Below are 19,522 nucleotides of genomic sequence, written 5' to 3'. Positions count from 1 at the left end.
TTTTCATTTCCCGAACGTTACCGAAATATAATCTCTTCCCGAACGCTCTGCGGCTGTTCCCGCTCCGGGAATCCGCCTATATCCGGATCATGGTCATTACCCGCATCTTCGAGTTTTTCGAGAACTGGATAAAGCCCTTCGCCCGCAAGGACGATTTGCGGCCGCCGGAAAAGACGTCCGGTTTCATCTGGTTCTATATCTCGCAGGCCAAGGCGCCGTTTCTTGCCATGCTGGTGCTGGGCGGGTTGACGGCTGCCATTGAGGCTGCGCTTTTCTGGTTCGTAGGGCGGCTGGTCGACATTCTCTCGACCGTCAAGCCGGAAGAGGGCTGGGCTGGACTGCTGGCAGCCCATGGCGGCGAACTCGTCGGCATGCTGGTGTTGATCGGCATCGTGCGTTTTATCGTCACCATGGTGACCGCGCTGGTGGACCAACAGATCATCACGCCCGGCTTTTACAATCTGGTGCGCTGGCAATCCTATATGCATGTGGCGCGGCAATCGCTGACCTTTTTCCAGAATGATTTTTCCGGCCGCATCGTCACCAAGGTCTGGTCGGGCGGGCAGGCGGCAGGCGATCTTGTCACCTCGCTGATGGAAAGCGTCTGGTTCGTCGGCATCTACTCCGTCTCGATGCTGCTGCTGATCGGCGGACTGGACTGGCGGCTTGCCGTCGTCGTCCTCGTCTGGGTGCTGATCTTCTCGCTGCTGGCGCGTTATTTCGTGCCGCGCATCCGCTCCCATTCGAAAGAAACGGCGGAGGCAGCCTCCATGCTTTCCGGCCGGATGGTGGATGCATACAGCAATATCCAGACGCTCAGGCTGTTCGGGCGCGACGATGCCAATGACCGCTACATGCGGCAGGGCTTCGATATCTTCCAGAACGCTACGATGACGTTCACGCGGTTCATCACCGGTGTGCGCGCCTCCATGGCGCTGCTGTCTGGTGTGATGATCACGTCGATGGCGGCGCTGTGTATCGACCTTTGGCTGTCCGGCAAGATCAGTTCCGGCGCTGTCGCCTTCACGCTGGCACTGGTTCTGCGCCTCAACTTCCTGCTCGGGCGATTGATGACGCAGTTCAACGGCATCATGCGCAATTTCGGCACGGTGCAGAATGCGGCGGAGCTGATTTCGCAGCCGATCGGCCTTGTGGACGCGCCGGATGCGACAGTGCTGGACGTGAAAAGTCCAAGTATCCGTTTCGAAAATGTCAGCTTCCATTATGGGCGGGCGAACGGGGTCATCGACAATCTTAATCTCGATATCAAGGCGGGGGAGAAGGTCGGCATCGTCGGACGCTCCGGCGCGGGCAAATCCACGCTCGTCAATCTGCTGTTGCGGTTTTACGATGTCGAGAAAGGCCGTATCCTCATTGATGGGCAGGATATCGCCAAGGTCACCCAGGAATCACTGCGCGCCCATATCGGCATGGTCACGCAGGATACATCGCTGCTGCACCGTTCTATCAGAGACAACATCATGTTCGGGCGCACGGATGCCACCGAAGCGCAATTGCTGGAGGCGACGCGCCGGGCCAAGGCGGATGAGTTCATTGCACGGCTGGAAGACCAGCGCGGCCGCACGGGTTTCGACGCGCATGTTGGCGAACGCGGCGTGAAATTGTCCGGAGGCCAGCGCCAGCGCATCGCCATTGCCCGCGTGATGCTTAAGGATGCGCCGATCCTCGTCCTCGACGAGGCGACGTCTGCGCTTGATTCGGAAGTAGAAGCGGCGATCCAGAGCAATCTGGATGAGTTGATGCAGGGCAAGACAGTGCTGGCCATCGCCCACCGTCTTTCAACGATTGCTGCTCTCGACCCGGCTGATCGTCATGGATCAGGGCCGTATCGTCGAGCAGGGCAGCCATTCAGATCTCGTCTCGCAGGGCAGACTTTATTCGGAACTCTGGGCGCGACAGTCGGGCGGCTTCCTTGCTGTGGACGAGGCGGCCCAATAGGGTCTTTCGGCAGCTATTTCCCGATCATGAAATCCGCCATCAGGCCGAAATGATTGGAACCGAGGCTGTCGGGCAGACGGGTGGTTTTCAAGAGCGTGGCCGGTTCGCGGGCGAAGATATGGTCAATCGCGATGCCGAAGCGACCTGCCTTCGTCGGCCATGTGGCGGGTTCCCATGGCGCTTTCTTCAGGTCGTTGGCGGCGAGGAAGTCGCGCATGTCGGGAGCGATGCTGGCCGAATTGAAATCTCCGGCCAGAATGAGCGGCCCGGTGACACGAAAGAGAATTTCGCTGACTTCGTCCAGCTCGTCCCGGTGATAGTCGTCGAAATAGGGTTTGGTGATGTGACCTGCAGCGAGCGTCAGCTTCGTGCCGTCGAAATCGATGCTGGCGATGGCGAAACGGTCGCGGCGCAGATCGCTGAGGCTATGGAAACGGCCCTCCAGCAGCGGCCGCTTCGATAGGATCAAAAGATCACAGGTCGGTGTTCCCGCATAGCAGCCAAGCCTGTGGGGGTAGGTTTGCTGCAGACGCGGCAGAACCGATTCCAGCGCAGCCGCCTCAAACAGATAGACCGCATCCGCGTCTGATTCGAGAATCCTGTCGGCAATCGCATCCGCATTGGCGGCGTTATCCATCAATACGTTGAAGGACAATAGCCGGAAGGGTCTGGCGCCAGGTGCCGCATTGGCGCTTGTCGAGAATTCCATGAGCATGGCGACGGCGTGGATGGCGAGCGCAAGCGACCAGATGATGAGGAAAGCGGAAATCGCGTCACGCGTCAGCCAAAATACCAGGCATGACAGCAGGATACAGACGAAGGCGATGTGAAGCTGGAAACTGGTGACGAAGGCTAAAAGCCAGAAATCCGTCACATAACGCAGGCTGGCGATAAAAAGGCCGGCAGCCACGACCGTGGAGACCATGCACGAGAGCTTCGCCGTCATCCGAATCCCTGCTTTCCAAGCTCTCCCTTGATGTCTCGTAACATGCCGCAAGGGTGGGCACAATGTTGCCCGCTTGCCGGGGCTCAGGAAAAAATGAGAAACAAATCCGCCCCTTCTGGCAGAATTACGGCAGCTTTGTGTGCTTTGCTCTTGCCAAGTCAGTCAATATTTTGCGATCAAACAGAATGACGCGGTTTTTCAAACGCCGCGAGGATGACCGAGACGGTGGGACGGAGATTGTCTTGGATCAAATCATAGCGGGAGGACTCATGCGATTTACGGCAAAAACAGCGCAGAGGATGGTGTAGCGGTGAGCGAGCACGTAACCAATCACGACGCCTCGGGTGAACCGACCCGTCGCGATTTTCTTTATCTAGTAACCGGAATGACGGGCGCCGTTGGTGCCGCCGCAGTGGCATGGCCCTTTATCGACCAGATGCGTCCAGACGCATCGACGCTGGCGCTTGCCTCCATCGAGGTGAATGTCGCGGCGGTCGAGCCGGGCATGTCGCTGACCGTGAAGTGGCGCGGCAAGCCGATTTTCATCCGTAACCGCACGGAAAAGGAAATCGGCGAAGCCAATGCGGTCGCTCTTGCCGATCTCAAGGATCCGGTGGCGCGCAACGCCAACATTGCCCCCGACGCGCAGGCGACGGACATTGACCGTTCCGCCGGTCAGGGCAAGGAGAACTGGATCGTCATGATCGGTTCCTGCACCCATCTCGGTTGCGTTCCGCTCGGCCAGGCCGGCGATTTCGGCGGTTGGTTCTGTCCCTGCCATGGCTCGCATTACGATACGGCGGGCCGCATACGTAAGGGTCCGGCGCCGCAGAACCTCGCCATCCCGACATTTGCATTCACATCCGATACCGTGATCAAGATCGGATAAGGGGACAGATATTTATGAGTGGTCATTCCAGTTATCAGCCGTCCACCGGCATCGAGAGGTGGATCGATTCGCGGCTTCCCTTGCCGCGCATGATCTATGACAGCTTCGTTGCCTATCCTGTCCCGCGTAATCTGAACTACGCCTACACGTTCGGCGCGATGCTGGCTGTCATGCTGATCGTGCAGATCCTCACCGGCGTCGTGCTTGCCATGCATTACGCCGCTGAAACGACGGTTGCCTTCAATTCCGTCGAAAAGATCATGCGCGACGTCAACCACGGCTGGCTGTTGCGCTACATGCACGCCAACGGTGCGTCGTTCTTCTTCATCGCGGTTTACCTGCACATCGCCCGTGGACTTTATTACGGCTCCTATAAGGCGCCACGCGAAATCCTCTGGATTCTCGGCTGCGTGATCTACCTCCTGATGATGGCGACGGGCTTCATGGGCTACGTGCTGCCGTGGGGCCAGATGTCCTTCTGGGGCGCCACGGTCATCACCGGCTTCTTCTCGGCTTTCCCGGGCATAGGTGAGTGGATTCAGCAGTTCCTGCTCGGCGGCTTTGCGGTGGACAATCCGACGCTCAACCGCTTCTTCGCGCTCCACTACCTGCTGCCGTTCATGATTGCGGGTGTCGTCATCCTGCATATCTGGGCGCTGCATGTGACCGGCCAGACCAATCCGACCGGTGTGGAAGTGAAGAGCAAGACCGATACGGTGCCCTTCACGCCCTATGCGACGTTGAAGGATGCACTCGGCGTTTCGGTGTTCCTCATCGCTTATGCGTGGTTCGTCTTCTACATGCCGAACTTCCTCGGACACCCTGATAACTACATCATGGCGGATCCGTTGAAGACACCGGCGCATATCGTGCCCGAATGGTATTATCTGCCGTTCTACGCGATGCTGCGCGCCATCACCTTCAATATCGGGCCGATCGATTCCAAGCTCGGTGGCGTTCTCGTCATGTTCGGCGCAATCATCGTGCTGTTCTTCCTGCCCTGGCTCGATACCTCGAAGGTTCGCTCCGCCGTCTATCGTCCCTGGTACAAGCTGTTCTTCTGGCTGTTCGTGGTCAACGCCATCCTGCTCGGCTGGCTGGGTTCGCGTCCGGCGGAAGGCCTTTATGTCATCATGTCGCAGATCGGCACGCTTTATTACTTCGGTTTCTTCCTCGTCATCATGCCGATCCTCGGTCTGGTCGAAACGCCGCGGCGTATTCCGAATTCGATTACCGAGGCCGTTCTGGAAAAGAACGCCGCCAAGAAGACTGCCGCGCCAGCGGCCGCCCAAGTCTGAGCGCGAAGGAAGGATGACGACAATGAAGAAGCTTGTAACGAGCATCGCGCTTATCGCTGCCATCGGCTGTTCCGCCGCCGCTTTTGCGGCGGAGGAGAGCCACGATCTCGCCACCAAGACCGAGCATGCGATCGCCGGCGGTCACTTCCCGGTCATCAAGCCCGAGGAGCAGAGCTGGTCTTTTGCCGGACCTTTCGGCAAATACGACAAGGGCCAGCTGCAGCGCGGCCTGAAGGTCTACAAGGAAGTCTGCTCTGCCTGCCATTCGATGAGCCTCGTTTCCTTCCGCACGCTGGGCGATCTCGGTTATTCGGAAGAGCAGGTGAAGGCCTTTGCTGCGGAATATGAAGTGCAGGACGGGCCGAACGCCGACGGCGAAATGTATAATCGCAAGGCTGTGCCTTCCGACCATTTCCCCTCGCCATTCCCGAACCACGAAGCGGCTGCTGCTGCCAATGGCGGAGCTGCACCACCGGACATGTCGCTGCTTGCCAAGGCGCGCGGCGTGGAGCGCGGCTTTCCGCAGTTCGTCATCGACATGATTCCGATCATCGGCGGTTATCAGGAAGGCGGCCCGGACTACATCCATGCGCTGCTGACCGGATACCAGGACGCGCCTGCCGGCGTTGAAGTGTCGGAAGGCACGCATTTCAACCCGTATTTCGCCAGCGCCGTGGCGCTGAAGATGGCGCCGCCGATCAGTGCCGATCAGGTGACCTATGACGATGGTGCGCCGCAGACGGTGGATCAATATTCCAAGGACGTGTCCGCTTTCCTGATGTGGGCCGCAGAACCGCATCTGGAAGCGCGCAAGCGCACCGGCTTCATGGTCATGGTGTTCCTGTTCATCTTCACGGCGCTGATCTATCTCACCAAGAAATCGGTCTACGCCAACAAAGAACATTGAGCGGCTTCAAATGCCCGCAATCATTGGCCCCCATGGTCTTGCCCTGGGGGCCTTTTCATGTGTCGAAGGAGGATGAGAAATGGCGAAAGTCCGGAGCGGTGGCTGCCTGTGCGGTTCCGTCCGTTTCGAGGCCACGGGTGAACCCGGCAATCCGCACAGCTGCTCCTGCGATATCTGCCAGCGGCACTCCGGCGCTTCCAGCCTTGCCTGGGTGGAGTTTGCGAGCGATGCAGTGGTCTGGACGGGAGAGCGCGGTGCGCCCATGGTTTTCCGGTCTTCAGATTATTCCAGCCGTGCGTTTTGCGCGGTCTGCGGCAGCACGCTTGGCGCCATCGACGATGCACCGACTGTCGCCCTCGTTTCCGGCTCTTTTGACGACAGAAATGATGAGGCGCTACGGCCTCTGTCGCATTCCTTCGCGGATGTATGCCCAGTCTGGGCGCGGATCGAGGGAATGTCGGGGCAGGAATGAGCGGCGGTCCTTTTTAGTTGGTCCGCAGCCACCAAGTTGATAGGGTGGCCCGAACCTTCTGATCCATTTCCCAATCTAACTGGAAATACCATGACCGTTATCGCTTCGGAGCTTTCCGCTGCCATCCGCTCCATTCCCGACTATCCGAAGCCGGGCATCATCTTCAGGGACATCACGACTCTGCTTGGCAATCCGCGCGCTTTCCGCCGTGCCGTGGACGAGCTTGTGCAGCCCTATGCGGGAACGAAGATCGACAAGATCGCGGGGATGGAAGCGCGTGGCTTCATTCTGGGCGGAGCGGTGGCGCACCAGCTTTCCGCCGGTTTCGTGCCTATCCGCAAAAAAGGCAAGTTGCCGCACACCACCGTGCGCGTGGCCTACAGCCTTGAATACGGCGTTGACGAGATGGAAATGCATGTGGACGCCGTGCAGCCGGGCGAAAAGGTCATTCTGGTCGACGACCTGATCGCGACTGGCGGCACCGCCGAAGGTGCGGTGAAACTCTTGCGGCAGATGGGCGCGGAAATCGTTTCGGCCTGCTTCGTCATCGATCTGCCCGATCTCGGCGGCCGCAGGAAGCTGGAAGACCTCGGTGTGGAAGTGCGGACACTGGTGGAGTTTTCAGGCCATTGAGGCCGGTTTCCGGCTAGGAATGTTGCGACAGGCCGGTGTTTTGTCCGTTCTTTCGTAGTGCGATCCATGTCCAGTGGACGCCCATGGCGCGATTACCCGCCTGAATGGAAGCAACTTCTACCTGTCGTATCAACGTGAACCCCAGACGGGCTGCATTGCCCGTCGTTTCCGCTGGTGAAATGGGAAAAGCACGGCGGCCTTTGGGTGCGGGGCCGTGACGCAGAGACATGATCAGCAATCCGCCTTCTGCCGTCATCTCCGAGAGGCTTTCCATGGCGGTCTGCCGTGCCTCGTCATCGATATGGTGCCAGACGCCGCACAGCGTAACCAGATCGAACGGGCCGTGGCGGCGCGCTTTCATCAGATCGGGCAAACAGTCGTCAAGCCAGGTTATCTTGTGCGAGAGGTGCAATCTCTTTCCGGGTTCACGCAGTTCCTTGACCGGCTCTATCGCCAGAACATCATGGCCGCATTCGGCAAACCAGGCGGCATCGCGACCGGTGCCGCTGCCAATATCCGCCACGCGGGCCGGTGAGACCGGCAACAGATCGATGACCGGTGCGTAGATTTCCCGGCAATCCAGTCCATCGAACCTGGCAATCAGGTCCGGCGTTGCCGCTTCAGCATAACCCTGTAGGATATCGTTCATTCTTGCCTTCCCGCCGCGACGCCGATTCCGAGGGTATCGCGCGCGGGCTATCTCGGCCAGCCGCTATTCGAACTCCAGAACCCCGCTCTGGAAGGTCATCACGGTTTCTCCGGACTGGTTCACGCCCTCGTTGAAGGTGGTGTTCAGCCAAACCCCGGCTCTTGATTCCAGCGGTCGGGCATCGAGCAAGGTGACGAAATAGGTCACGTCGTCTCCGGCGAAAACCGGCTTTTTCCATTTGAGTTCACGAAAGCCGGGGGAGGGGCCGAGTTTCGGCGGTTCAAGGCCAAGTTGTTTCAGCCTCTTCACTTCCTTGCCCCAATGGGAAAGGAAACATTTCATCCAGCCAGCGCCGGTGTGCCAACCGGAAGCGCAGAGCGCGCCGAAGACGCTGTTTTTCGCCGCTTCGGCATCGAGATGAAAGGGCTGCGGATCGAAATCGCGGGCGAAACGGACAATGTCTTCGGCGGAAAAATGCAATGTGTCGAGGGTGACCCGTTCGCCGATCGGGGAAAGTTCTGCCAGTCTCATGCCGCAAGGCCTCCGTCCGCACGCATCAGGAACATCACGGTGTTTTCGCCGTGCGATACCAGAACGCCGCGCTGGTTATAAAGCTCATGGCGAAACTTCACGAGGCCGATGCCGGGGCGTGAGCTGGAGGTGCGCTGTTCCAGAACAATGGATTTTCCCGAAAGCGTATCGCCAGCCAGAACCGGCTTTTTCCAGTCGACATAATCGATGCCGGGGCTGCCTTGCGATGTCGAATCGCTGATATAGCTCTCCGCCATCATTCGCATCAGCAGGGCGCAGGTGTGCCAGCCGGATGCCGCCAGCCCGCCGAGAATGCTCTGGCGGCCAGCCTCTTCGGATAGATGCATGGGCTGGGGGTCGAACTCGCTGGCGAATTCGATGATTTGTGCTGCAGAAATCGATTGCGGTCCCAGGGGAAATTCCCGTCCAACGGAAAAATCCTCATAGGCATATGTCGCGACCGGCGCCATGGCTTCCTCCCTTGCCTAGTCGATGTCACCGGCATCTAAAATGATTTTTCCCTTTACGTAAAGGTCAAATCGAGAGTGCGTTTGCGGCATAGGGAGATGCTGTTGAGAGAGCGAGTGCGGCATGCTGCCTTCTCCCAGAGGGGGAGAAGGTCGCGATAGCGGAATGAGGGCAAGGGTCGTGTAATTCGCCAGCCCTGCCTCCTCATCCGATCCTCCGGGCTATCTTCCCCCGCCGGGGAGAAGAAACAAGCCACGGGTGTGTGTCACTTCGGTCAGCGAGTCAAAAGACGCGATGTGACCGCCGCCGCGCTCAAGACCAGATCAGGTATTAAAGCGGAAGTGGATGACGTCGCCGTCCTGGACGACATATTCTTTGCCTTCGTCGCGTCCCTTGCCGGCTTCCTTGGCACCAACTTCGCCCTTGTAGGCGATGTAGTCGTCATAGGCGATGGTAAAGGCGCGGATGAAGCCGCGTTCGAAATCGGTATGGATGACGCCGGCGGCAGCGGGCGCTTTGGTGCCGCGCACGATCGTCCAGGCGCGCGTTTCCTTCGGGCCGACGGTGAAATAGGTGATGAGGTCGAGCAGGTGATAGCCGGCGCGGATCAACCGGTCGAGACCGGCTTCGGTGAGCCCGAGGGCCGAGAGGAATTCTTCGGCTTCATCGGCCGGAAGCTGCGCGACTTCGGCCTCGATCGCCGCCGAGATGATCACGCATTCGGCGCCCTGTTGCTTTGCCATCTCCGCGACAGCCGCGGTGTGCTCGTTGCCGGTGGATGCGTCGGCTTCAGAGACGTTGCAGACATAAAGCACCGGGTGCGACGTCAGGAGATTGAGGCCCTTGAGGATTTCGATTTCCTCGTCCGCCAGTGTCTTCAAAAGCAGACGTGCCGGTTTTCCGTCGTTGAGCAGAGCAATTACCGCTTCCATCACCGGCAGTTGGGCCAAGGATTCCTTGTCCTTGCTGGTGGCGCGCTTGCGCGTCTGCTCGACACGGCGTTCCAGGCTTTCGAGGTCGGCGAGCATCAGTTCCGTCTCGATCGTGTCGGCATCGCCAACCGGATTGATGCGGCCTTCCACATGGGTGATGTCGTCGTCCTCGAAGCAGCGCAGCACATGCACGACGGCATCGACTTCGCGGATATTGGCGAGGAACTTGTTGCCGAGACCTTCACCCTTCGATGCGCCGCGCACCAGGCCGGCAATGTCCACGAAGGAAATGCGGGTCGGAATGATTTCCTTCGATCCGGCAATGGCCGCGAGCTGCTGCATGCGGGGGTCCGGCACGGCAACTTCGCCGGTGTTGGGCTCGATGGTGCAGAAGGGATAGTTGGCGGCCTGCGCGGCCGCCGTTTTCGTCAGCGCGTTGAAGAGGGTGGACTTGCCGACATTCGGCAGCCCGACGATACCGCATTTGAAGCCCATGGCTTGAAACCTGTCCGTTTGAAAGAATTCGTTGAGGAGCCTTTTGCGGAAAGGGCAGGGCAAGGTCAAGCCCGGGGGCCGATTTGGGCGGGCAAAGCCCCGCGAATGGCGCGGAATTTTGCGCGAGTGCGGGGCCGGGGTTGTCGATGCTGCGGTTGCGGCGCAATATGCGCCGGTCGAGCAACCGATCTTTCGTCATCAACGGGGATTTTCCCCATGGGCTACAATTGAGTGACAATCACGGGCGACAATGATGAGTGACAGTCCTGTTGATCTCAAACCGAAACCGAAAGTCAAACCGAAGCTGGAGCGGCCTAAGCTCTACAAGGTCATTCTGCTGAATGACGACTATACGCCGCGCGACTTTGTCACCCTGGTGTTGAAGGTCGTCTTCCACATGGGCGAGGACACCGGCCACCGGGTGATGATGACGGCGCATCGCTTCGGAAGCGCGGTCGTCGTTGTCTGCGAGCGCGACATTGCCGAGACCAAGGCCAAGGAGGCGAACGATCTTGGCAAGGAGGCCGGGTTTCCGCTGATGTTCACCACCGAGCCGGAGGAGTGACGGCTTTATGCTCAATCCCGCCGGATCTGGAAACCCGTCTTGTTCTGAATGAAACCGCAGCTTTCGTAGAAGGCGTGCACCTCAGGACGCTGCCGGCCGGTCAGCAGCATCACCTTGTAGCAATTTGCGGCAAAGGCGGTCTCGATGGCGTGGCGCACGACTGCGCGGCCATATCCCCGGCCGCGACGGGTTTCCAGCGTCACCACATTTTCGATGAAGGCATAGGGACGGGCAGCGCGCGTCAGGTTCGGGATGACGAGAAGCGTGGCGGTTGCAACGGGTTCCTGGTCTTCCATGGCAAAGAACACGGTGAGGCCGGGTTGGCCGAGCATGGCGGCGAAAACCGTGCTTGCCTCTTGCGTCGTCAGTTGCGGGTCCGAAGGGTTCAGCGCCTGGTAAAGTTCGAGCAGTTTCGGCAGATCGTCCGGGCCAGCTTTGCGAAGGCTCATGGTCTCTGAAGACATCTGCGCTCAATCCTTCTTGCCGAACATCCGCTTCAGCATCTCCGCCATCGGCCCGGTTTCCGGCAGTTTTTTCGGTTGGGCGTTGTTGCGCGCCTGATGGATGTGGGATTGCGCGGCGGGCTTGGCCGCCTTGGCCGGTTTTTCCGTTTCCGGCTTGCTGCCGGTGGCAAGCGCCAGCTTGTTCATCAGCTGCGAATCCTCTGATTTCACCAGCATGGCGGCATTGTCGGCAATGGCGTCCAGCAGCGGATCGAGCCAGACACGGTCGGTCTTGGCGAAATCACCGAGAACGTGGCCATGCACGCGCTCCTTGTCGCCGGGATGGCCGATGCCGAGACGCAGGCGGCGGTATTCCTTGCCGCAATGGGCGTCGATCGATTTCAGGCCATTATGGCCGCCATGGCCGCCGCCGGTCTTGATGCGCGCGCGGCCTGCAAGCAAATCGAGTTCATCATGGATGACGATAATGTCTGCCGGCGCAAGCTTGAAGAAACGCATGGCCTCGCCGACGGACTCACCCGACAGGTTCATGTAGGTGAGGGGCTTCATCAGCAGAACTTTCTCACCGCCTATTTCGCCTTCGGAAATCTCCGCCTTGAATTTCCGCGCCCAGGGCGAGAAGGAAGGCAGGCGCTGCAGCGCATCCACGGCCATGAAGCCGATGTTGTGACGGTTTCCCGCATATTGGGCGCCGGGGTTACCAAGGCCTGCGATGATCTTCATGGGGCATGTCCGCTTTTTTGCCTGACGATGCTGTTGTCACCACCCCGAAATGTTCCGGCTGTCAATCTTTTTATGGATTTTTTGGATGTGGCGAGCGGGCGCTCAAGGGCTGACGAGTTTGTAGCGGTCGAATATGCTCTGTTGCGTTCCATCGGCGATCAGCCTGTCCAGCCGCGCCTGCAATTTTGCAATGACCTCGTCTGGAACGCTTTTGTTGCAGGCAAGACCCAGCTGTTGCCGCGCCAGCGTTATCACTTCCCTGAATTTGCCTGGGGGTTGGCTTTTGAAAGTGCTTTCCGACATGGGCATCAGGTCGATGCGGCCTGCGTTCAGCTTGTGAAGCGTGATCTGGAAATCAGCACCGACATCCACATGCTCGAAACCGAGGTTGCCAAGAAGGACCTCGGTGTAGTCGCCACGCTGGGTGCCGACCCGGTATTTTCTCGCGTCTTCCAGACTGGAGACGTTGATATCCGCACTCTGGCGCGCCACGAGGATGTTGCGGTCGCTATGGATCGGTGAGACCCATTTGAAAAGCTTTTCCCGTTCGGGCGTTCTCGCCGTGGCAAAGACGCAATGCATGGCCTTCGTTGTGGCCAATGCGATTGCCCGCGCCCAGGGCATGACGGCAACCTCGTAATCGGTGCCGGTATCCTCAAGTACGATCCTGAGCTGGTCGATATAAACGCCCGCCACGCTGCCGTCGTCGTTTTGCAGATTATAAGGTGGGTAAACCTCGGTGGTCAGGAAAAGCTTGGCTGCGCTGGCCGGGCCGGCAAGAGCAAGAAAGATCAGACAAAAGCGGATCAATCCCATGGCTGCTCCCACCCGTTTACGCCTGTCGCGCCGCGGCGCGGTCTGCGCCGTAATCCGCATTCAATGCAGCGATCAGCCGTTCGATGGGCTGCGGTCGCGCAAAATAATAGCCCTGTCCGTAATCCGCGCCTATCACTGTCAGAAGCTCCTTCTGCTCTTCCGTCTCGACGCCTTCGGCGATGACGGAGCAATTCATCTTGTGTGAGATTGCGGCGATACCCTCGACCAGCATGCGGCTGCGCTGCCTTATCTCCACCGTGTCGTCGCAGATCGAGCGCGTGAAGGACTGATCGATCTTGACGATGTCGACCGGAAAGCGGCTGAGATAGCTCAGCGACGAATAACCCGTGCCGAAATCGTCCAGCGCGATGCGGCAGCCCAGCTGGTGAATGGCATTGAGGATCGCCCGGATTTGCGGATCGTCCTTCATGATGACCGCCTCGGTTATCTCGATAATCAGCCGTTTAGGAAGAATGCCGTAGCGGTGAAGGACGCCGGCGATACGGGTCGGCAATCCCGGTTCGAACTGCAGCGGCGAAAAATTCACCGCCACATAGGATTGCTCCATGCCGGGCAGGTGCGACAGTCTGGCCAGATTGGCGATTGACTGGTCGAGGATGACATTGCCGATGCGATGGATGGTGCCGTTTTCTTCCGCAAGGCTGATGATCGTGGCGGGAGAAAGCAATCCCTTTTCCGGATGGTTGAGACGCAACAGCGCCTCGAAACCCGCCGTCTGGCCCGTTGCAAGATCTTGAATCGGCTGGAAATAAGCCTCGAACCAATTGTCGGAAAGCGCCTGCGCGATATCCCTTTCCAGTTCCGCATGTTCGCGCGCCCGGTCCATGATCGAGCTGTCGAAGATCTGCGAGCCGTTCTTGCCCGTTCTCTTGCGGGTATACATGGCCATGTCGGCATTCTGCAAAAGTTCGGATGCGCTTGCGGCATGCAGGGGGTAGATCGCCATGCCAATGCTGGCGCTGAGACGGATGCTGTTGCCTTCGATCTCGAAGGGCGTGTCCAGCATGGTGCAAATACGCTCGCAGAACAGCTGGGCGCGCTCCTCCACCTTGTCGCCGGCAAGCAGAATGGCGAATTCGTCGCCGCCCAGACGCGATGCGCTGTCCAGCGGTGTCAGCAGTGGTTCGATTTTCAGCGTGAATTCCCGCAGAACCGCATCGCCCGCCGCATGGCCGAGATTGTCGTTGATGGCCTTGAACCGGTCGAGGTCTATGAAAAGGCATGCCAGTTCGCTGCCGTTCCTGTCGGCGTCACGGATTTGCACGTCGAGAATGGCCTCGAAACCCTGGCGATTGAAGAGACCGGTCAAATGGTCGGAAATAGCCTGCTGGCGGTTGCGCTTTTCCGACTGGCGCAACTCCGTCACGTCAGTCATGACGCAGAGATATGTGCCCTGATGTGCGTTGCCGGAATCAAGGGCTTTTTCAAGGATGAGGGCGTCCATAACGCTGCCATCCATGCAATGAAAACGCACCGTGATACCCGCATGTGCGGCGTCGGGCGAATGTTGTGCCGCCTTGCGCTGCAGGAAAAGGGACCGGTCATCCGGGTGGATGAGGTCGGCGAAATTCAGGCCGAGTATTCTGGCCCGATCATAACCGGTCGCCTGCACCCAATAGTCGCTGACCGCGGCAATCCGGTCGTATCTGTCAAGCGAGAACAGCATGGCGGGTGTGCGATTGTAGATTTCCGTCTTCCGCTCATGGGCATGCTTGATTTCCAGCTCTTCCTTTTCAAGCTGGGTCTGCATTTCGTTGAAGCTTTTTGCCAGCCTGCCGATCTCGTCCTTCGAGCGCCAGTCGACATGGTGGCGCGAGCCGACGCGGCGTGTCGCTTCTATCGCTGCCGCCAGCCGCATCAGCGGGCGGATGACCATGAAGCGGTTGCCGGCGATGGCCGCAAGAACGGTGGTGAGAATGGCGAGAATGAAAATTGTGATGAACGCCAGTTCGGTGCGGCTGAGAGAGGTCAGAAGACCGATATCGTCGTAATAGACTGTCAGTTGCCCGACGGTGACGACACCGTTTGTGGTTTTGTAGGTCACTTCGCGGGTCGTGGAGGCTGCATCCTGAATGATGTCGCTGCCGGCCGTCTGGATGATGTCCAGCTGGCCAGAGGTATCCTTGACCTCGACCATGCGGATCACGGGGTCGGAAACGAGGGTGCCGGTAATCTGATTTATGGTGTCGTCGTCGAGATCCCATAGCGGGCGGGCAAGCGCCTGCGCATTGGTTGACAGCAGGATCTCAAGGTGATTGCGCTGGCTACGGATAGCCTCGTGATAGGAGAGGGTCAGCAAAAGGGTGAAAAGCGGGGCGACCACTGTGAGAAGTGCACCGGAAACAATCGCGATAAAGCGACTTTCGACGGAATGAGCCATGTTCTATTGCAGTACCCTCTACCCCAGATAACTGCGCCCCGTTTCCGCCCCGTCCGGAGAGACATCCTTGAGGTTTTCGGCAACGGCCTTGTATCCTCACTGTATTTCTTCAACCCGTCCGGTGTTTTCACGATAACGCAATGGGCATCGTTTCATGGAATTGTTAATTCGCGCTGAAACGGGACCGGCATCCTGCACGCGGCGAGAGGTTTTTGCTTTTAAAGTTCATAAAAACTAAAAGGCCCGTTCCGAAAAACGGAACGGGCCTTTTAGCTCAAATCTATCTGGCCTTATGGCCGCAGATTATTATTCAGAAGCTTCGCCGGCTTCTTCTTCTTCTTCAGCAACGCCGCCAGCCGGAGCAACGATCGTTGCGATCGTGAAGTCACGGTCGGCGATTACAGGCGAGATGTTCTTCGGCAGCTTCACATTCGAAATGTGAACGCTGTCGCCGATCTTCAGACCGGAGAGATCAACCGTGATGAATTCCGGAATGTCGTTGGCCGGGCAGTGGAATTCCACCGTGTGGCGAACGATGTTCAGAACGCCGCCGATCTTGATTTCCGACTTTTCTTCGTTTTCGAAGTGAACCGGAACTTCAACGTTGACGAGCGTGTTGCCCGAAACGCGCAGGAAGTCGACGTGCATGGTGAAGTCGCGGACCGGATCAAGCTGGTAGTCCTTCGGCAGGACCTTGATCTTCTTGCCGTCGACGTCGATTACCGCCACAGTCGTCATGAAGCCGCCAGCGTGGATACGCTTGGTTACTTCGTTGGTCGACAGAGCGATGGAAATGGGGGCCTGCTTGTCACCATAGATGACAGCGGGAATCAAACCGTTGCGGCGAAGTTCACGAGAGGACCCCTTACCAACTCGTTCGCGCGCCTCGGCCTTGAGCTCATACGATTCTTTGCTCATGGCAATTCCTTTCGAGGTTATATGGAGAGTTCATGCCCGCAGGCGCTGAACTGGAGAGGCTAAAAGCCATCTCGCCCGCGTTGCCTCCAAGGGTGTCTACACGGGTGCGGGCGCTATAATACAAACGGAAGACAAAGACAAGAGCGGCCGTTTTCCACGGATGCTATGCTGTGATTTTATTAGACTTGTCTAATTCACTCGTGCATTGCAACTTTTAATATATGCTTATCCATTCATATAAACCGGCTGCAAACTTGGCAAGTGATAAGGCTGCCTGGAATTCCAATTGCGTAGATGACAATGCTTAAAGTTCTCCAGTGCCTTACCGTCGATCATGACTTCCGATACACCACAGCAGCGGTCCTCGTCTGCATGCTGGGAAGCTTCGTCACGATGCGTCTTTTCTCGAGGGCGCGTCAGGCGAGCGGTTGGCAAAAGGTCAACTGGCTGTTTCTGGCTGGGGTCAATGGTGGTTCGGCGATATGGACCACCCATTTCGTGGCGATGCTGGGTTATGTCGCTGCCGGGGAGGTGGGGTACGATCCCTATCTGACCGGGCTTTCGCTTCTTATCGCCATTGCTACAACGACAACCGGCTTTGCCATTTCCGCCTATGGCGGACGCACAGCCCTGGTGGAAGCGGGTGGTGCGACAGTCGGTCTCGGTATTGCGGCCATGCATTATACCGGCATGGCTGCCTATCAGATACAGGGCATGATTTTCTGGAACCAGACCTACGTCATCGCTTCGCTGGTGCTCGGGGCTGTATTCGGTGCGCTCGCGGTCAATCGCATCGCGCGCCCAGTCAACCGGTTTTGCCAATATAGCTCGGTTGCGTTCCTGATCCTGGCCATCGCCTCCATGCATTACACCGGCATGGCCTCGATGTTGTTCGAGTTCGATCCGCGCATCGTCATTTCGGAAAGTCTGCTGCCGCCCGCCATCATGGGTGGGGGCGCCATCGCCGTGACGCTTCTCCTGCTGGCGCTCGGGCTTTCCACCTATGTCATCGACGCCCAGTCCACCCAGCAGGCGGTCGCCCGCTATCGTCATCTTTCGTTGCACGATCCGCTGACGGGCATTCCGAACCGCGCGGCATTTATCGAACATCTCAACCGCCGCACGCGCCATCTCTCCATGGGCGCGCACACGGCGCTTTTGTCCATCGATCTCAACCGCTTCAAGGAAATCAACGACGTTCACGGCCATGCGGCGGGCGATGCCGTGCTGCGCGCCATTGCCGACCGCGCAAGTTCCGTTCTGAAAGCCGGGGAGTTTCTGGCGCGTATGGGCGGGGATGAATTCGTGGCGATGACCCATTCCTATTATACCCGCGCCGATGGTGCGGAATTCGCCCAGCGGCTGATCGAGCAGATCAGCAGGCCGGTCGAATGGAATGGGCAGACATTTTCGGTCGGCGCGAGTGTGGGCATATCGGTGCGCAATACCGGCGCCATTGACGCCGACACGCTGATGGCGCAGGCCGATGTCGCCATGTATCGGGCAAAAGGCGGGAATTCCGACACGATCTGCTTTTACGACAAGTCCATGGATGAAGCCGCACGCGAACGCAACGCGCTTGCCGTGGCCATGCGCAGCGGTCTCGCCAACAGCGAGTTCGAGCTTTATTACCAGCAGCAGAATGATACCAAGAGCGGCAGCATCGTCGGTTTCGAGGCGCTGTTGCGCTGGAAACATCCGGAACGCGGTATGATCTCGCCCGTCGAATTCATTCCGATCGCGGAGCAGACCGGCTTTATCGTCGAATTGGGCGAATGGGTTCTGCGCGAAGCCTGCGCGCAGGCGGCTCTCTGGAAAAAATCGCTTTCCATCGCCGTCAATGTCGCCCCGCAGCAGCTTGCGGACAATGATTTCCCCGAGAAGGTCGAGAAGATTCTTAGGGAGACGGCGCTTGCGCCTGAGAGGCTTGAGCTTGAAATCACCGAAGGCAGCATCATCGCCGACCACCGCCACGCGCTGATTACGATCCGCAAACTCAAGGCGCTCGGCGTCAAGATCGCCATGGACGATTACGGCACGGGCTATTCCTCCCTGTCGACCCTGCAGAGCTTTCCCTTCGACAAGATCAAGATCGACCGGGCCTTTATCGATGGCCTGTCGACCAATGTGCAGTCGGAGGCGATCGTTCGCTCCACGCTCATTCTGGCGCATAGCCTCAATATTCCGGTGCTTGCGGAAGGTGTCGAGACGAAGGCCCATATCGAGTTCCTTCGCCGCGAAGGCTGCCTGCAGGTGCAGGGCTTCTTCTTCGGCAGGCCCGGTCCCTTGACCTCCATCGCCAATCTCGTCGACGACACGTTCCTCTCGACGGAGGACGAGCCGGAGGTCACCACCACCGGCCAACGCTATTTCAAGGCGGTATGATATCAGGCGCAGCCCGCGGTTGCGCTGACGGATGCGGGTCGCAAAGTTTTTAGTTGAAACGTGAACGCTTCCAGCGCACCATTGCCGAAAAGCTTTGGGAGGAGCGAATGCCGACAGACATCGCCCATGCGGACCGCGTGTATGAAACAGCGCGCCAACGTTCCGCAGCCGCAAGTTCTCCGATCATCGCCTCATGGCGCCGTTGCATGGTCACGCACCGTCTTGCGCCGGAGGAAAACCGCAAGCCGATCTTTCTCACCGACGTCGAATTCCGCCGCGCACGCGAAAGTGCGGCGGGCCTGATTGCCGAAAGCACGGATGAACTCGACCGTATTTTTCACAGTGTCGGCAAATCCGGCTGCTGCCTGCTTTTGACAGACGCCCAGGGCGTCGCGCTGGAGCGCCGGGGTGCTGCCGGTGACGATCGTGATTTCCGGGCGCTCGGTCTCTGGTCCGGCGCCGTCTGGAGCGAAGCGAGCGTCGGAACCAACGGTATTGGAACGGCACTTGCCGACGAGCGTTCGGTGGTGGTCTATCGCGATCAGCATTTCTTCACATCGAACACGGAACTGTGCTGCACCACGGCCCCGATCCGCGACCATACCGGCCGGGTGACGGGCGCTCTCGATATTTCCACGTGCCGCGACGACATCAACGAAATGACGTTTTCTTTCGTCACGCAGGCGGTGCGGGATGCGGCCCAGCGTATCGAGGGCAATCTCTTCCGCCGGGCCTTTCCCGGCGCGCGCATCGTCGTGGTGCCTACGGGTTTCAGTCCGGCACTTTCCTTGCTTGCCGTCGATCAGGACGATCTCGTGCTTGGGGCGACGCGCGCGGCGCGCCTTGCGCTGAAGCTCGATGACCATCGCATTGCGCAGGGGCTGCCCGCCGCCGATGTGTTGCAGGAACAGCGTCACGACGGCGGTTCCGATCTTGAGGAGGCGGAACGTTCGGCTTTGCGCCGGGTTCTGTCGCGCACCAATGGCAATGTCACGCAGGCCGCGTCCCTGCTCGGCATCAGCCGCGCCACGCTTCATCGCAAGATGAAGAAATTCGACGTGCATTGAGGCT

At 58.8% G+C, this 19,522-nt stretch carries 18 protein-coding genes and 1 pseudogene; 9 read left to right on the top strand and 10 right to left on the bottom strand.

The features are described from left to right. Positions 1-89: 89 nt before the first annotated feature. Positions 90-1,959 (top strand): annotated as a pseudogene (locus QE432_RS23545) (ABC transporter ATP-binding protein). 13 nt (positions 1,960-1,972) lie between these two features. Here QE432_RS23545 and QE432_RS23540 read toward each other — a convergent pair. Then, positions 1,973-2,905, bottom strand: a complete 933-nt coding sequence (locus tag QE432_RS23540) for an endonuclease/exonuclease/phosphatase family protein (protein ID WP_111783592.1) — start codon at positions 2,903-2,905, stop codon at positions 1,973-1,975. A gap of 310 nt (positions 2,906-3,215) precedes the next feature. On the opposite strand from QE432_RS23540, the gene petA reads away from it, so the two are divergent. From petA to QE432_RS23515, 5 genes are all read left to right on the top strand, one after another. Then, positions 3,216-3,794 carry a ubiquinol-cytochrome c reductase iron-sulfur subunit gene (gene petA / locus QE432_RS23535; protein WP_003513514.1) on the top strand — a complete coding sequence of 193 codons (579 nt, stop codon included), beginning with the start codon at positions 3,216-3,218 and terminating at the stop codon, positions 3,792-3,794. Positions 3,795-3,808: 14 nt separating this feature from the next. After that, the gene (locus QE432_RS23530; RefSeq protein WP_019565206.1) at positions 3,809-5,092 is read left to right on the top strand and encodes a cytochrome b; all 1,284 of its coding nucleotides are present in this window, start codon (positions 3,809-3,811) and stop codon (positions 5,090-5,092) included. A 22-nt stretch (positions 5,093-5,114) separates the two neighbouring features. After that, positions 5,115-5,999 (top strand): cytochrome c1, encoded by an 885-nt coding sequence (locus QE432_RS23525; protein ID WP_003513510.1) that lies wholly within the window; start codon positions 5,115-5,117, stop codon positions 5,997-5,999. 79 nt (positions 6,000-6,078) lie between these two features. Continuing rightward, positions 6,079-6,471 (top strand): GFA family protein, encoded by a 393-nt coding sequence (locus tag QE432_RS23520; RefSeq protein ID WP_003513508.1) that lies wholly within the window; start codon positions 6,079-6,081, stop codon positions 6,469-6,471. 90 nt (positions 6,472-6,561) lie between these two features. Further along, the gene (locus QE432_RS23515; protein WP_019565208.1) at positions 6,562-7,104 is read left to right on the top strand and encodes an adenine phosphoribosyltransferase; all 543 of its coding nucleotides are present in this window, start codon (positions 6,562-6,564) and stop codon (positions 7,102-7,104) included. Between the two features lie 13 nt (positions 7,105-7,117). On the opposite strand, the gene QE432_RS23510 is transcribed toward QE432_RS23515, so the two are convergent. The 4 genes from QE432_RS23510 to ychF form a co-directional block, all read right to left on the bottom strand. Next, a complete protein-coding gene (locus QE432_RS23510) occupies positions 7,118-7,753 on the bottom strand; it encodes a class I SAM-dependent methyltransferase (RefSeq protein ID WP_065702309.1) in 636 nt (211 codons plus the stop codon). A gap of 63 nt (positions 7,754-7,816) precedes the next feature. Then, positions 7,817-8,284 (bottom strand): MaoC family dehydratase, encoded by a 468-nt coding sequence (locus tag QE432_RS23505; RefSeq protein WP_003513502.1) that lies wholly within the window; start codon positions 8,282-8,284, stop codon positions 7,817-7,819. Then, positions 8,281-8,754 carry a MaoC family dehydratase gene (locus tag QE432_RS23500; protein ID WP_003513500.1) on the bottom strand — a complete coding sequence of 158 codons (474 nt, stop codon included), beginning with the start codon at positions 8,752-8,754 and terminating at the stop codon, positions 8,281-8,283. The genes QE432_RS23505 and QE432_RS23500 overlap by 4 nt, the downstream gene beginning before the upstream one ends. Positions 8,755-9,075: 321 nt before the next feature. Then, positions 9,076-10,179, bottom strand: coding sequence for a redox-regulated ATPase YchF (gene ychF, locus QE432_RS23495; protein ID WP_003513497.1), 1,104 nt, complete (start codon positions 10,177-10,179; stop codon positions 9,076-9,078). A 253-nt stretch (positions 10,180-10,432) separates the two neighbouring features. Between ychF and clpS the strand changes: the two genes are divergently transcribed. Beyond that, positions 10,433-10,744 carry an ATP-dependent Clp protease adapter ClpS gene (gene clpS, locus QE432_RS23490; RefSeq protein WP_003513495.1) on the top strand — a complete coding sequence of 104 codons (312 nt, stop codon included), beginning with the start codon at positions 10,433-10,435 and terminating at the stop codon, positions 10,742-10,744. Positions 10,745-10,755: 11 nt separating this feature from the next. On the opposite strand, the gene QE432_RS23485 is transcribed toward clpS, so the two are convergent. From QE432_RS23485 to QE432_RS23465, 5 genes are all read right to left on the bottom strand, one after another. Beyond that, on the bottom strand, positions 10,756-11,208 hold the full coding sequence (locus tag QE432_RS23485) for a GNAT family N-acetyltransferase (RefSeq protein WP_038491777.1): 453 nt from the start codon (positions 11,206-11,208) through the stop codon (positions 10,756-10,758). A gap of 6 nt (positions 11,209-11,214) precedes the next feature. Then, entirely contained in the window at positions 11,215-11,931 is a 717-nt protein-coding gene (pth, locus tag QE432_RS23480; protein WP_003513491.1) for an aminoacyl-tRNA hydrolase, read from the bottom strand. Between the two features lie 102 nt (positions 11,932-12,033). Then, the gene (locus QE432_RS23475) at positions 12,034-12,747 is read right to left on the bottom strand and encodes a substrate-binding periplasmic protein (protein WP_065662224.1); all 714 of its coding nucleotides are present in this window, start codon (positions 12,745-12,747) and stop codon (positions 12,034-12,036) included. Positions 12,748-12,763: 16 nt separating this feature from the next. Continuing rightward, the gene (locus tag QE432_RS23470) at positions 12,764-15,148 is read right to left on the bottom strand and encodes a bifunctional diguanylate cyclase/phosphodiesterase (RefSeq protein ID WP_306625908.1); all 2,385 of its coding nucleotides are present in this window, start codon (positions 15,146-15,148) and stop codon (positions 12,764-12,766) included. A gap of 306 nt (positions 15,149-15,454) precedes the next feature. Continuing rightward, positions 15,455-16,066 (bottom strand): 50S ribosomal protein L25/general stress protein Ctc, encoded by a 612-nt coding sequence (locus QE432_RS23465; RefSeq protein WP_013636594.1) that lies wholly within the window; start codon positions 16,064-16,066, stop codon positions 15,455-15,457. A 300-nt stretch (positions 16,067-16,366) separates the two neighbouring features. On the opposite strand from QE432_RS23465, the gene QE432_RS23460 reads away from it, so the two are divergent. Together QE432_RS23460 and QE432_RS23455 are read left to right on the top strand one after the other, a co-directional pair. Continuing rightward, the gene (locus tag QE432_RS23460; protein WP_306627119.1) at positions 16,367-18,451 is read left to right on the top strand and encodes a putative bifunctional diguanylate cyclase/phosphodiesterase; all 2,085 of its coding nucleotides are present in this window, start codon (positions 16,367-16,369) and stop codon (positions 18,449-18,451) included. A gap of 107 nt (positions 18,452-18,558) precedes the next feature. Then, positions 18,559-19,518 (top strand): helix-turn-helix domain-containing protein, encoded by a 960-nt coding sequence (locus tag QE432_RS23455; protein ID WP_013636592.1) that lies wholly within the window; start codon positions 18,559-18,561, stop codon positions 19,516-19,518. Positions 19,519-19,522: the final 4 nt, after the last annotated feature.

The sequence above is a fragment of the Agrobacterium sp. SORGH_AS_0745 genome, from assembly GCF_030818995.1.
Taxonomy (GTDB): domain Bacteria; phylum Pseudomonadota; class Alphaproteobacteria; order Rhizobiales; family Rhizobiaceae; genus Agrobacterium; species Agrobacterium tumefaciens.
The sequence above is the reverse complement of the archived record's forward strand: the minus strand, read 5'-3'. Positions and strand labels throughout refer to the sequence as shown.